The organism is Enterococcus silesiacus (genome assembly GCF_001886225.1).
GTDB classification, from domain to species: domain Bacteria; phylum Bacillota; class Bacilli; order Lactobacillales; family Enterococcaceae; genus Enterococcus_L; species Enterococcus_L silesiacus.
In genome coordinates this window covers 26,552-39,964 of record NZ_JXLC01000036.1, presented here as the reverse complement: position 1 = coordinate 39,964, position 13,413 = coordinate 26,552, and the positions used below count along the sequence as shown (strand labels likewise).

Sequence of the window (13,413 nt, the reverse complement as noted above, 5' to 3'; positions counted from 1 at the left end):
TAACGAAATTAGCGATTGAATTACGTGATGGGAAAAATTACACTTTAGATAGGAATAATAGTAAGGGGAATAGTAGTTATAAAAAAGCTGATGGGAGTGATATTTCTAATAATTATTCACAAATTAGGGAATATTGGAAAAAGGATATTGACTTTAAAGGAACCAAAGTTTATCAAAGAGATGGTATAATTGATGTTAATAAAGTAGATGTTAAGGGGCGTTCTAATCTTCAAAGAATGGAACAGGGGTTAGCTCCTTTAGGTCCAGATGGTAATCCAATAAACTTACATCATATGACTCAAAGAGATATAAGTTCTATTGCGGAGGTGGAACAATCTTTCCATCAGAGCAACTCAAAAACAATTCATATCAATCCTAATTCAGTCCCATCTGGAATAGATAGGAAATCTTTTAATAAATGGCGTTCCGACTATTGGAAAAACAGAGCAAAAGATTTTAAATAAAGGAGATTTTGTAATGAGTACTGAAAAGTATAATCAAGCAAAAAAAATAATTGTAGAAAATGATGACTTAGTAGACGATTTTGGAGGAGCATCAGAAGAAATTATAAAAAAAGCTCAATTGGTTCTTGGTCTACAATTTCCTGAAGACTATAAACTTTTTTTATCTTGTTTTGGAGCTTTAACTTTTGGTTCTATAGAAATTTACGGAGTGTTTAGAGAAGACTTTGAAAATTCTGGTGTTCCAGACGCTGTTTGGGCTACTTTAAACGAACGAAAATTAGTAAAAATGCCGAAACATCTAGTTATTATATATAATAGTGGAATGGGAGAAATGTATTGTATGAACTATAAAGATTTGAATAGTAACAACGAACCTAAAATTACATCTTATTTTCCTGGTTTTTATGAAGATGCACAAAAAAATGAAGTTTTATATGATAGTTTTGGGGAATTTCTTTTAGATATGGTAAATGAAGAAATAAACTAATTTTGAAATAAAATGGCGCTTTACTAGTAAGGATGAACTCACTAATCAAGTCACCAATAGCTAAAAAAAGATAGCAGTATCCATTTTATAAAACTTCAAAGGACTTTTCTAGTCTTTTTGAATGATTCTTTAAAGTACAGTCAGCAAATTGTAGACTATTTAAACGGTATTAGTGAGTAAAAAATCACTGATACCGTTTTTTATGTACAATTTCACGATTAATGGAAAAAAAATCAGATAGAACTTTATGGTAGCGATGGGAATTGCTAGATATTATGCGAATCATCCGTTGACAGCAGGGGAGGTTATGTCTAAAAGGACGTCTATTACTGCGAATAAGGATGGGAAGAATTACATTTTAGACATGTATAAAAATAAGTAGACAATTAGGTATGTACGGAAAATATATTTCCATCTTTATGAAGATGATCAGATTTTAAATTTTCCCAGTTGAAGCACATTCACTTTAAAATTATATATACAAAGAGGCTGTTTGATTATATTTACAATCAGCAGCCTCTTTGTAATATGAAAAAAAGGTTACAGATAAAATGTTTGATACTAATCAATTTATCAAATTTATACTTTTAATTTTATATATATGTACAATAAAATAAGTTATCTTTATTAAATGTTTGTAATTTGATTTTAAATATTAAGAATAAGTTACAATTAGTGGGTTTATTTGATATAATATATTCTGAACTATCACAAAAATAAGGGATTTAGGAATAACTATCTTTTTAGATTAAAAAAATAATAGGAAAATGGAGGTTACAAATAATGGAATGGAATCGGTTAGTTGGAACATTTAGAATTTCTTCAAAGAACGACAAAGTTTGTCCAAATGATAAATTAACGCACAAAAATTATCTTTTAGATTTAGGTGTAGCTTTTAATAGTGATTATCGTCGAGTTATTAAAAGTGACTCTTTTAGACGTCTACAAGATAAGACTCAGGTCTTTCCATTAGAAAGAAATGATTTTGTTCGTACTCGTTTGACTCATAGTTTAGAAGTTGCGATGCACACAAGAGATCTGTTAACATCTGTCATCACCAAATTAAATAAGAACGGAATCGTGATTGATGAATTAAACGAGAGCTACCGTTTATTAGAAACTGCTGCTCTAATTCATGATATTGGAAATCCTCCTTTTGGCCATTTTGGGGAAGAAGCGATTCGGATTTGGTTCAGTAAAAACGCCCCTTTACTAAAGTGCTGGTCCTCTTTTACTGAGCAACAAAAAGAGGATTTCTTACAGTTTGAAGGCAATGCTCAAACTATTCGTTTGTTGACGAAGTTACATAATGATAATGGTTCTTCAGAAAAAGGAATGAATCTGACCGCTTCAACTTTGGATGCGGTAATTAAATATACTGCTAGTGCAGATCAAATAGATAAAAAGAATATTTTAACAAAAAAAGTTGGTTATTTCTTTTCGGAAGAGCAGGTTTTTAGAAATATTAAGGTCGTAACTGGAACAACTGGTAATCGTCATCCTTTGGTCTTTCTACTTGAAGCGGCGGATGATTTAGCTTATACATTTTCAGATATCGAAGATGCTTATAACTATGGTTTATATAGTTATCGAGAAATAAAATCATTTATTGATGAGAGAACTGGAACGGACAGATTTTTAATTAATATTAATTCAGAAGCAGCGGCAATCCAAGAATTTTTAAGAGAAACACAAAGAAAGGTCTATCAAAGTGCAAGTAAAACATTTGTTGATCATTATGAAGAAATTATGTCTGGCAGTTTTTATGGTGAAATTATCAATGAAGATTGTGATGAAGTAAAATGCTTCCATGCTTTAAAAGAATTTTCTTATGAATATGTTTTTCAAACAAAAACAATACTGGATCAGGAAGTGTTAGGTTTTAATATTATCAATCGTTTGTTGTCTGAGTTTATTCCAGTGGTTTTAAAATATGATAAGGAGCCAATGAATAAGTATGAAGAACGTTTGTTTAACAATTTACCAAGAAGTGCCGAAGAGTTATATAAAAGAGAAACAGAAAATAGCCTAGACATTGAAAAGGATTATTATCGGTTGAAGATGGCTGTTGATTTTATTTGTAATATGACAGATGGTTATGCCAAAAAATTACATGATACGTTATTTAACTAGAATAATTTGAAGGAGAATGATTTTTATGCCAGAATTTTTGATTTATATTGTTCCAGTACTGATTACAATGTTGGGAACATTATTTGTAACTTATAGGAATATTCAAAATAACAATATTTCTAGTAGCCGAATTAAATGGTTGGCACAATTAAAAGAAAATTTTGCCAAATACAATGAAAACTTATCCGAGATCAAAGAACTGATGAATGAAGATGTCGTAAAAAATGCAGGTCTAGTAAAAGAGAACAGAAAAAGACTGGAAAAATCTCGAATTAATGTTCTTATGAGTTTTAAAGCAAATGATTTTGAAGCTTATGGAAATGATAAGGGGATTAAAGAGTGTTTTGAAGCTTTTAGCTCAGAGAAAGAAATGATGAAGAAACCTGATGACTGTGAAGCGCATATGTTTATTTTTATGAATGCAATTAATAGGTATATTATAGAGCAAGTCAATACAAGTGAAAAAGAAGAAGCGATTGAACAGATAAAAAAAGATGAAATTATTATTAATGAGAATACAATAAATGTTATCGTAGAGATTATGGAGCAATTTCAACTTTGTGTTGCTAAGATGGAGTGGACAAAGATAAAAAATGAATCTCAATTCTTATTGTTTGGAAAGGAAAAATATTCAAGCCAAGAGACAATTAAAGTTTTAAATACAAATATTTATAAACTCGTGGATAACTATATTGAGGAACAAAGACCAGAAGAAGAGCTAAAAGAAGAAACTGTAGTTGAAAAAACAAATATGACTCCCTTAGAACAAGAAGCAATAATTATACTAGAAAATTTTAAAAGTGTGCCAGACAAATTAATTAATATTCTTGAGTTTTTAGATCGGAATTGTGAATTGCCAACGAGTATGCTAACATCTACCAAAAAAAGATATATCTATTCAATGATTGAACCCGTTCACCCGAGCGGGAAACAGTTTTTTAGTAAAAAGGAATTTATTTTACCCAAATCAAAGAAGAGAGTTTATTTGGAGACAAACTTTAGTTTATATTATGGGGATAAAATTGCAATGAGAATGGTTAGAATGACTGAGAAACATATGGAAAGTCTTCAGAGCGACAGAGAAGAGCTTGAGAATGATCCTGTTTTAATTTCTTGATGTTAACTAAAGATATTTGTTATTCTTCATCTATCCATTTGACACCCACCACCTCATCTGTTATTATAATTAAAAATAAATAAAAAAACACGTAGAAAAAGAAAGTAAAATTCTGTGGAATTTCTAAAAGAAAGCCTTGGTAGCTGAAAAGAGGCGAAAGAAAACGAATTTGAAAATGGCTTTTGAGTGGGCATTTCGAGAAATGATTTTAGAGATGCACGGTTGTTCCCGTTACCAAGAATCCTAATATCAAGCATTGGCGGCGTATTAGAGTAGAGGCAAAAATCGCACGATTTTTGTAAATTAAGGTGGTACCATGTATGTTTATTACATCCTTAGAAGAGTCTTTGACTTTTCTAGGGATTTTTTTGTTTTCTATTTAAAAAATGAGGGGGAAATCAGTTATGTGTCAAAATTCAGTACATCATTATGAAATCGTAGGAAGTTTTTTACGTCCGGAATCGTTAAAAAAAGCGCGGGAAGAGTTTGCCTCTGGCGGGATTTCAGGAGATGAATTAAAAGTAGTTGAGGATCAAGCGATTCGGGATTTAGTCGCAAAGCAAAAAGAAATCGGGCTGAAAGTTATTAGTGACGGTGAGTTTCGCCGTAGTTACTGGCATCTTGATTTTTTCTGGGGATTTAACGGAATCGAGCATAATGTGATGGATCAAGGGTATTTATTTCATGGAGAAGAAACACGAGCGGATTCAGCACGTTTAACAGGAAAAATCAGTTTTAATCCAGAACATCCAGTGTTTGAGGAGTACGAATTTTTAGCAGAAATTGCTGAAGGGATACCAGTTCGTCAAAGTATTCCCGCGCCAGCCCAGTTATTAGCGGAGTTGGTTCGCAGTTCTAATGAAGACAAGGTCAATGAATTTTATCCAGATCGGGAATTGTTGTATCAAGATATTGCTAAGGCATATCGGGAAACGATTTTAGCTTTGTATGACTTAGGCTGTCGGGATATTAAGTTGGATGATTGTACATGGGGTATGTTAGTGGATAAGAATTTTTGGACAACGATGACCAATGGGGAATATGATACCCAAGCGCTGCAAGAGTTATATTTACGTTTAAATAATGATGCGATCGTTGATTTACCTGAAGATTTACATGTAACAACGCATGTGTGTCGTGGCAATTATCATTCAACATGGGCAACTTCTGGTGGCTATGAACCAGTCGCAGATACGTTGTTAGGCAATCAAAATGTCGAGGCCTTTTTCTTGGAGTTTGACGATGAGCGTTCAGGCAATTTTGAGCCGTTACGTTTTGTTCCAGAAGATAAACAAGTAGTGTTAGGCTTGGTTACAAGTAAGGATGGCACATTAGAAGAGAAGGAAACATTAGTGAATAGAATTAAAGAAGCAAGTAAATTTGTCCCGTTGGAGCGTTTGAGTTTAAGTCCTCAATGTGGCTTTGCTTCGACAGAAGAAGGCAATATTTTGACTGAGGAAGATCAGTGGAAAAAACTATCATTAGTTATAGATGTGGCGAATGAGGTTTGGGGTTAACTAAATAATTGATTGGAAGGATGAGTTTCATGGCAGAGGTTGAAAGTTTTACATTAGATCACAATAAAGTAATTGCACCGTATGTTCGTGTGATTACAACTGAGGTTGGGAAGAAAGGAGACGAAATCACGAATTACGATTTGCGTTTTGCTCAACCGAATCAGGCAGAGATTCCGACAGCAGCGATTCATACGTTAGAGCATTTACTAGCTGATCTATTGCGTGATCGTTTGGACGGAATCATCGATGTTTCTCCATTTGGCTGTCGTACAGGTTTTCACTTAATTGTTTGGGGCAACTATCCCGCGCAAGTAGTGGCACAAGCTTTAAAAGAAACGTTGACTCAAATCGTAACAGAAATTCAATGGTCAGATGTTCAGGGAACGGATGCAAAAAGTTGCGGGAATTATAAAGATCATTCTCTTTTTTCGGCAAAAGAATGGGCCAAATTAGTATTAGATCAAGGAATCAGCGTTTCGGCTTTTGAGCGAGAAGTAGTTTAGATTTTGCATTTGAATCATAGTAAATAGTTAAAGGAGGCAGTCATGAAAAAGTGGATTGGATTTAGCCTGTTAGCGGCGTTATTTTTAGTGACAGCTTGTAATAGTCAAAATAAACAAGAGGCAAGCGAAGAACCAGATAAAACAACTAAAATCGTTTTAGGATCAGTAGACAGTGACGCCGATATTTGGCGATTTATTGCAGAGTCAGATTTGACCAAGAAAGCTGGTTTAACGATAGAAGTTAAAGAGATCAATGGCGGTCCTCAACTAAATAATGCCACGGTTGAGGAACAGGTTGATGTGAATGCTTTTCAATCGTTAGGCTATTTAAGAAGTTTCAATCAAGACAGTAATCAAAAATTAGTTCCGATTGCGACAACCTATATGGAGCCGATGGGGCTTTATTCAGATAAATACAAATCAGTCGGGGATATTAAAGATGGAGCTGTCGTTGCAATCGCTGATAATCCAGCGAATACTGCGCGTGGCTTAAGATTGATGGAAACAGCTGGTTTGATCAAACTGGCCAAGGATTTTGATAACGGAACAGGTACGTCATCTGATATTGTTGAAAATCCCAAACAGTTAGAATTTAAAATGATCGATGATACAACTGGTCCAAGAGTGTTGCAAGATGTTGATCTGGCTTTGATCAGTAACACAATTGCGTTTGAAGGTGGCTTAAATGTGTTGAAAGATGCCCTGTTTAAAGAAGAAATCGATGAAAATACGCAGCAAAGCATCAATGTTTTAGTAACAAAAGAAGATCGCCAACAGGATCAAACGTTAAAAAAACTAGCAGAGCTATATCATAATCAAGCAGTCAAAGACTACATCCAAGAACATTTTGGTGGGACGAAAGTCGATGTCCAAGAAGATGTTGGGAAGTTGTGGGAGGCAGATCAATGAAAATCGTCATAGCAGCAGCGATGCAAGAAGAATTGGAACCGTTTCGTGATTCTTATCGATTACAATCGATTTTAAAACGGGGTAAAACTGTGATCGAGGAAGTATTAGATCAGCCAGGCTGTGCGTTATTTTTAGTGGAAACTGGGATTGGTAAAACCAATGCAGCAGCTTCAACTAGTCTGCTTTGTGAAACAATTCAACCTGATGTGATCATTAATACTGGTTCGGCAGGTGGTTTTTTAGGTGAGGTTGAAATTGGTGATGTTGTATATGGCACAAAGCTTACCTATAGTGATGTGGATGCGACTGGCTTTGATTACACGTTTGGACAAGTGCCGCAAATGCCAAGTGATTACCCATTAAGTCAAAAATGGTTGAAAATTTTTGATTCTTTGGAGCATCCTAGCGATTATAGTTTACACAAGGGAGTGATTGTAACGTCTGATTCCTTTATGAGTGAGCTGGAGTTCGTAAAAAAGGTGAAAGAACGTTTTCCGAAAGTGAAAGCCTCTGATATGGAAAGCACTGCAATCGCACAAGTCGCAAGTTTTTATGAGATTCCTGTCGTGAACATTCGTGGAATTTCTGACATTGCAGGAGTTAAAGCAGCTGAGTCTTTTGATACGCATCTAGGAAAAGCTGCATTACATGCATTTCAAGAGACGAAACGCTTAATTCAGATATTGGCAGAAGATAATTTATAGATTATAAAGATGTTCGGGCTGTTAAAAGCTGAACATCTTTTTTTAATTCGAACACAATCGTGTTTTCAATAACAGAGCCAAATAATTCACTTTTTGCTCGTATAGTCAACGTATCGTCAGAATAAGAAAATAATTTTCAAACCTGATGAAAAAAGAGATATATTTTTCCGAAAAACTTCGCTATGATAAAGGCAGGAGGGATCATATGTTAAAAGAAAAACTGTTAGACTATCTAAAAAATCAAACATCTTTTTTCAATCCTAAAAATGTAAGCGATATTTTTTCCGCTTCCGATATTGCTGAAAAATTCTCGATTAAACGAAATACGGCGAGTCATTATCTGAATCAGCTTGCGGACGAAGGAATTTTAGTAAAAGTTAATACACGTCCTGTTTACTTTTTTCATAAAAAAACATTTGAACTGCAAAATTATCCACTAGCTAATTCCTTTTATCAAAACTTATTAGAGATCGAAAAGGAAAAACCGATTTTTGATAAGAAGATTGATTTCTTTCAGAATGTGATCGGCAATCGAGGTAGCTTAGCGCAAACGATCGAGCAATTAAAAATGGCGGCACTTTATCCCAATGGTGGCTTGCCATTGCTTTTAACAGGAGAAAGTGGCACAGGGAAAAGCTATTTAGTTCAGTTACTTTATCAATTTTGTTTAGCAAACGATTTATTAACGAGTGAGGCACCTTTTATCACAGTGAACTGCGCTCAGTATGCAGATAATCCAGAATTACTGACTAGCCATTTATTTGGTCATGTAAAAGGAGCTTTTACAGGTGCGGATACTGAAAAAATAGGTGCCTTTGAAGCTGCGGCAGACGGTTTTTTATTTTTGGATGAAGTACATCGTTTAAGTGCAGAAGGACAAGAAAAATTATTCACTTTTCTAGATCAAGGGATTATTTATAAAATGGGGAAAGTAATCATCCAATCGTTGTTAATTGTCGATTGGCTTTTGCCACAACAGAAGAGGTCAACAGCACATTTTTAACCACTTTTTTAAGACGAATTCCGGTCCAAATCAAAATTCCAGCGCTCAATGAACGAACGCAAGCAGAACGAAAACAGCTGATCATTCGGTCATTTTTTGAAGAACAGCAAACTATTTTGAAACCGTTGATCGTTTCACCACAGGTTATCAAAATTTTAGAAAATCGTTCATATAAAGGAAATGTAGGAGAATTAAAAAATTTAATCAAAATCATAACAGCCAAAAGCTTTACGATCAATCACGAGAAAACACAAATCCCAATCACCTTGCATTCATTACCTAATTATTTATTAACAGAAAATCAGGAGACTGACTTTTCAGAAGCGGAATCACTGTTAAGAATCGATGGTCAAAGTAGTTTGGAGTATTTGCTTGAAGAAAGTGAACCAGAACAAAAAAGAATTATTCAAAGCTATGAAAAAATCTTGCTAACTTATGTGAATAATCATTCAGAAATCAACGCCTCAGTTGGTTTGATTTCAAAGGAAATCGATTATCTTTTTGATTATTTATTATTTGAAACCAAAAGAGATCAAAAGCACGAAATGTTGCTATTTATTACCCAGCATGTGCGGCAGATGCTAGAAAAAATTGAATCCGCCTATCAAATTAGTTTCAATGGTAGTTTGGTTTATGCGATCAGTCATTACTTGTTTCAACGTCGTTACGTGGATTGGCTGCCAGAAATTGAGATGGTTCAGTTGATCGAGACCTTGTTACTAGATATCAAAGCCAAGTTACCAAATAGTTATCGGTATGCAGAACAGATTTTAAACTTGGTGAAAACGTCATTGGATATTGAAGTTTCTAGTATGGATCGGATCATTTTATCTGTTTATATTGATAATCTAGGATATACCAAAGAAACGTCTTATCCTAAAGCGGTGATTGTGGCACATGGCTACGCCACGGCAAGCAGTATTGCTAATGTAGCGAATCGGATGTTGAATGAACTGCTATTTCAATCCTTTGATATGCCATTAGATGTTACGCCAAAGAAAATTGCTGAGAAATTGATGCAATATATTGAGAGAAATGATACGTCAAACGGGTTGATTATTTTATTTGATATGGGCTCTTTAAAAGAAATTCATCGTTATTTTTCAAAAGAAACTGTGGCACCTATCGTATTGATGAACAATGTAACGACGAGTTTAGCGATTGCAGTGGGAGAAGGCATTCAAAGGCAACAGCAACTTGGTGAAATCCCAGCTAAAGCGATAAGCAGTCATCAGTCTCAATGGGAAATCATTCAGCCGGAAACTAAAAAAGAAAAAATCATCCTTACGACTTGCGCTACAGGTATTGGAACGGCTGTTCAAATCAGTAATTTACTTGAAAAGAGTTTACCAGATACGACTTTTGTCAAGCTTATTCCATGTGAGTTTCGTCAGTTACGTGATCCTGTTGAATTTGAAAAAGCATTTTCATTGTATGATGTGCTTGGGATTGTTGGTACAGCCAATCCGGTCGTGGAAAATGTGCCGTTTATTTCATTAGAGGATTTGATTGCAGGAATTGGGATCGAAAACTTGTTAGATTGGTTGAAAAAAGAGTTAGTATTGGATTCTCAGGAAGAATTTAGTCATCAGTTGATTCGGAATTTTTCGCTTGATCGCGTGATTCAATCTGTGACGATTTTAGATACAGAAAAAATCATTGAACAAATCGAGGTCTTTATGAAGCAGTTAGAAGAACGTCTAGGTCAGCGGATTACTAATGATCGAAAGTTAGCTTTGTATGTTCATGTTAGTTGTTTGGTAGAACGGTTGATCCGCAATGTACCGATCGAAGTCTATAGTGGTTTTGACAAATTACAGGAGTGTCATGAAAAAGACTTGCGAGATATTAAAGAAGCATTTAGTGTCATAGAGAAAGTCTACAGTGTCAATATTCCAGATTCAGAACTTTCTTATGTTCATGATGTTCTATTTGAAAACACTGAATATATCAGCGATGAAAGTGATTTTTAATCGTTAAACGAAGGGTGCCACTAAAGTTGGCATCCTTTTTGCTATTAATAAAGTGTAAGTGAGGTGAGCAGGATGGCAAGAAAAATTATTTTAGCGACACATGGAAATTTTGCACAAGGGATCAGAACATCTTTGGAATTAATTTGTGGGAAAGCAACAAATGTCGAAGTTATTTGTGCCTATATGGAAGAAGCGTTCGATTTAGGCACAACGGTAGAAAATATGATTACTGAAAATCAAGAAAATGAATTGCTTGTGATCACGGATATTTTTGGCGGTAGTGTTAATAATGAGTTTTTTAAGTATGTTGAACGGTCGAATGTGCATTTAGTTTCTGGATTGAATTTGTCTTTATTAATTGAGATATATACTCAACTGGAACATACAGACTCTTTGGAAACGTTAATCACACAAGCAATAAAAAATTCTCAAGAAACGATTCAGTATTGTAACCTATTGAAAGTAAAAGATGAGGAAGAAGAATTTTAAAATAAAAGGGGGAGTAAATCATGATTAAATTATTACGTGTGGATCACCGTTTATTACATGGACAAGTGGCATTTTCTTGGACTCAAAGTTTAGGTGTCGATTGTATTTTGATTGCCAATGATGATGTACCGCAAAATGATATTCGCAAAACGACAATCAAATTAGCAAAGCCTGCAGGTGTTAAATTAGTAATAAAAAATATTGAGGATTCAATCAGCGCCTTACAAAGTGGCGTAACGGATAAATACAAGCTATTTATCGTTGTTGAAAGTGTAGCAGATGCTTATAAACTAGCGAAAGGGTGTCCTGAGATCAAGCATATCAATCTTGGTGGAATGAAAGTGAGAGAAGGGACTAGAAATATTTCTAAAGCGGTGAATATCACGTCAGATGAAGAAGTACTAGTTAAAGAATTAGTCGCTGAAGGGGTTGATATTGAGATCCGACAAGTCCCTAATGATAAAAAAGTTGCTGCTTTAGATGCATTTTAGAAAGGAAGATCGAAATGATTGTACAAGCAATTTTGTTAGGAGTTATCGCATTTATTGCTCAGTCTGAGTATGCCTTAGGTACGTCACTTTTATCTCGACCGATCGTAACAGGATTGTTTACAGGGATTGTTTTAGGGGATATTAAAACGGGCATTATTATGGGGGCAACATTGGAATTAGCATTTATTGGTTCTTTTTCAGTCGGAGCATCGATTCCCCCAGACGTAGTAACAGGTGGGATTTTAGGAACGGCTTTTGCAATTACTGCGGGTGCTGGAACAGAAACCGCCTTGGTTTTAGGGTTACCAATCGCAACCTTAACGCTGATTTTGAAAAATGTCTATCTAGGTTTGGTGATTCCAACAATGAGTCAAAAAGCTGATAATTACGCGGATGATGGGAATTATAAAGGAGTAGAACGGATGCATTTGGCGGCAGGTTTTGGGTTGTCTCTGATGTTAGCACTCATTGTTTCCATTTCATTTGCTGTAGGGAGTAACACGATCAAAGGATTATTGGATATGATTCCTGAGTTTGTTCAACATGGTTTATCCGTTGCAACTGGTATTATTCCAGCACTTGGTTTTGCAATGTTGGCGCGTTTATTGATCAATAAACAAGTAGCACCATACTTCTTTCTAGGTTTTGCTTTGATGGCTTATCTAGAAATTCCAGTTACAGGGATTGCAATTTTAGGGGCGATCACAGCTGTAATCGTGGTCAATATCATGAATCACAATAAAGGCAAAGAAATGATCCAAACATCAAACGGGGAGGTTATTGACGATGACGAAGACTTCTAAAGAACAAACGGAAAAGTTGATCACAAAAAAAGAATTGAATAGTGTTTTCTGGCGGTCTTTCCAGATGGAATTTTCTTGGAACTATGAGCGTCAGATGAATATGGCGTATGTGTTTGCGATGATCCCGATTTTGAAGAAATTGTATCTTAAAAAGTCTGATATGGCGCACGCTCTGAAACGGCATTTAGCTTTTTTCAATACCACCCCCCATATTGTGACCTTGATATTAGGGATCAATACGGCGATGGAAGAAGAAAATGTACTAGATGAACAATTTGATGTGAGTACGATCGATAGTATTAAAACCTCATTGATGGGCCCTTTGGCAGGGTTAGGAGATTCATTTTTCTGGGGAACATTACGGTTGATCGCAACTGGAGTTGGAACGTCACTGGCTCTACAAGGGAATGTTTTAGGTCCGATTTTATTCTTGCTAATTTTTAACGTACCACATATTGTTTTACGTTATCTCTTTACCGGTTGGGGGTACAAATTAGGGACTGGATTTCTGAAAAAGATTCAAGCAAACGGGATGATGGAAAGCTTGACTTTAGGCGCTTCGATCATTGGATTGATGGTAGTTGGTGCGATGACGGCTTCGATGATCGACATTTCGATTCCAGTTACAATCAGCGGCAGTGGTGAAACGGCTGTCACCGTGCAAAGTATATTTGACGATATAATGCCTAAATTATTACCATTAGCGGCATTTGGAGCTGTGTTCTATCTTTTGAAAAAAGAAGTCAAACCTTTGGCAATTCTTGGAGGAATGGCTGTTGTTGGGATTTTGGGTTCTTTAGTAGGGATTTTTTAAGCAAAT

12 protein-coding genes, 1 pseudogene and 1 other annotated feature are annotated in these 13,413 nt (G+C 35.1%); all 13 genes and pseudogenes read left to right on the top strand.

Features of this window, described 5'->3' with window-relative positions; translation table 11 throughout:
* A partial coding sequence (locus RV15_RS17335; protein WP_217265839.1) for an HNH/ENDO VII family nuclease occupies nucleotides 1-464 on the top strand: 464 nt, incomplete at its 5' end.
* Between the two features lie 13 nt (nucleotides 465-477).
* Nucleotides 478-951, top strand: coding sequence for an SMI1/KNR4 family protein (locus RV15_RS17330; protein ID WP_071879257.1), 474 nt, complete (start codon nucleotides 478-480; stop codon nucleotides 949-951).
* Between the two features lie 783 nt (nucleotides 952-1,734).
* On the top strand, nucleotides 1,735-3,084 hold the full coding sequence (locus tag RV15_RS17325) for a deoxyguanosinetriphosphate triphosphohydrolase (RefSeq protein WP_071879256.1): 1,350 nt from the start codon (nucleotides 1,735-1,737) through the stop codon (nucleotides 3,082-3,084).
* A 25-nt stretch (nucleotides 3,085-3,109) separates the two neighbouring features.
* Entirely contained in the window at nucleotides 3,110-4,201 is a 1,092-nt protein-coding gene (locus RV15_RS17320; RefSeq protein ID WP_071879255.1) for a protein kinase family protein, read from the top strand.
* Nucleotides 4,202-4,284: 83 nt separating this feature from the next.
* Nucleotides 4,285-4,541 (top strand) — a binding site (T-box leader).
* Nucleotides 4,542-4,605: 64 nt separating this feature from the next.
* Complete coding sequence (locus RV15_RS17315) at nucleotides 4,606-5,718, top strand: 5-methyltetrahydropteroyltriglutamate--homocysteine S-methyltransferase (RefSeq protein ID WP_071879254.1); 1,113 nt, start codon at nucleotides 4,606-4,608, stop codon at nucleotides 5,716-5,718.
* A gap of 29 nt (nucleotides 5,719-5,747) precedes the next feature.
* Complete coding sequence (locus RV15_RS17310; protein ID WP_071879253.1) at nucleotides 5,748-6,221, top strand: S-ribosylhomocysteine lyase; 474 nt, start codon at nucleotides 5,748-5,750, stop codon at nucleotides 6,219-6,221.
* A gap of 42 nt (nucleotides 6,222-6,263) precedes the next feature.
* Nucleotides 6,264-7,130, top strand: coding sequence for a MetQ/NlpA family ABC transporter substrate-binding protein (locus tag RV15_RS17305; RefSeq protein ID WP_071879252.1), 867 nt, complete (start codon nucleotides 6,264-6,266; stop codon nucleotides 7,128-7,130).
* Nucleotides 7,127-7,834 (top strand): 5'-methylthioadenosine/adenosylhomocysteine nucleosidase, encoded by a 708-nt coding sequence (locus RV15_RS17300; RefSeq protein WP_071879251.1) that lies wholly within the window; start codon nucleotides 7,127-7,129, stop codon nucleotides 7,832-7,834. The genes RV15_RS17305 and RV15_RS17300 overlap by 4 nt, the downstream gene beginning before the upstream one ends.
* Nucleotides 7,835-8,039: 205 nt before the next feature.
* Nucleotides 8,040-10,810 (top strand): annotated as a pseudogene (locus RV15_RS17295) (sigma-54-dependent transcriptional regulator).
* Between the two features lie 72 nt (nucleotides 10,811-10,882).
* The gene (locus RV15_RS17290; RefSeq protein ID WP_071879250.1) at nucleotides 10,883-11,299 is read left to right on the top strand and encodes a PTS sugar transporter subunit IIA; all 417 of its coding nucleotides are present in this window, start codon (nucleotides 10,883-10,885) and stop codon (nucleotides 11,297-11,299) included.
* Between the two features lie 20 nt (nucleotides 11,300-11,319).
* A complete protein-coding gene (locus tag RV15_RS17285) occupies nucleotides 11,320-11,790 on the top strand; it encodes a PTS sugar transporter subunit IIB (RefSeq protein WP_071879249.1) in 471 nt (156 codons plus the stop codon).
* Between the two features lie 14 nt (nucleotides 11,791-11,804).
* Nucleotides 11,805-12,593: a PTS mannose/fructose/sorbose/N-acetylgalactosamine transporter subunit IIC gene (locus RV15_RS17280; RefSeq protein WP_069655511.1), complete on the top strand. Its 789-nt coding sequence runs from the start codon at nucleotides 11,805-11,807 to the stop codon at nucleotides 12,591-12,593.
* Entirely contained in the window at nucleotides 12,577-13,407 is an 831-nt protein-coding gene (locus tag RV15_RS17275; RefSeq protein WP_071879248.1) for a PTS system mannose/fructose/sorbose family transporter subunit IID, read from the top strand. The genes RV15_RS17280 and RV15_RS17275 overlap by 17 nt, the downstream gene beginning before the upstream one ends.
* Nucleotides 13,408-13,413 lie beyond the last annotated feature (6 nt).

What these genes read in the sequence shown, in the direction of transcription:
- RV15_RS17315 (WP_071879254.1), top strand. Translation starts at nt 4,606, where the DNA reads ATGTGTCAAAATTCAGTACATCATTATGAAATCGTAGGAAGTTTTTTA.
- RV15_RS17325 (WP_071879256.1), top strand. Translation starts at nt 1,735, where the DNA reads ATGGAATGGAATCGGTTAGTTGGAACATTTAGAATTTCTTCAAAGAAC.
- RV15_RS17290 (WP_071879250.1), top strand. Translation starts at nt 10,883, where the DNA reads ATGGCAAGAAAAATTATTTTAGCGACACATGGAAATTTTGCACAAGGG.
- RV15_RS17275 (WP_071879248.1), top strand. Translation starts at nt 12,577, where the DNA reads ATGACGAAGACTTCTAAAGAACAAACGGAAAAGTTGATCACAAAAAAA.
- RV15_RS17280 (WP_069655511.1), top strand. Translation starts at nt 11,805, where the DNA reads ATGATTGTACAAGCAATTTTGTTAGGAGTTATCGCATTTATTGCTCAG.
- RV15_RS17320 (WP_071879255.1), top strand. Translation starts at nt 3,110, where the DNA reads ATGCCAGAATTTTTGATTTATATTGTTCCAGTACTGATTACAATGTTG.
- RV15_RS17300 (WP_071879251.1), top strand. Translation starts at nt 7,127, where the DNA reads ATGAAAATCGTCATAGCAGCAGCGATGCAAGAAGAATTGGAACCGTTT.
- RV15_RS17330 (WP_071879257.1), top strand. Translation starts at nt 478, where the DNA reads ATGAGTACTGAAAAGTATAATCAAGCAAAAAAAATAATTGTAGAAAAT.
- RV15_RS17310 (WP_071879253.1), top strand. Translation starts at nt 5,748, where the DNA reads ATGGCAGAGGTTGAAAGTTTTACATTAGATCACAATAAAGTAATTGCA.
- RV15_RS17285 (WP_071879249.1), top strand. Translation starts at nt 11,320, where the DNA reads ATGATTAAATTATTACGTGTGGATCACCGTTTATTACATGGACAAGTG.
- RV15_RS17305 (WP_071879252.1), top strand. Translation starts at nt 6,264, where the DNA reads ATGAAAAAGTGGATTGGATTTAGCCTGTTAGCGGCGTTATTTTTAGTG.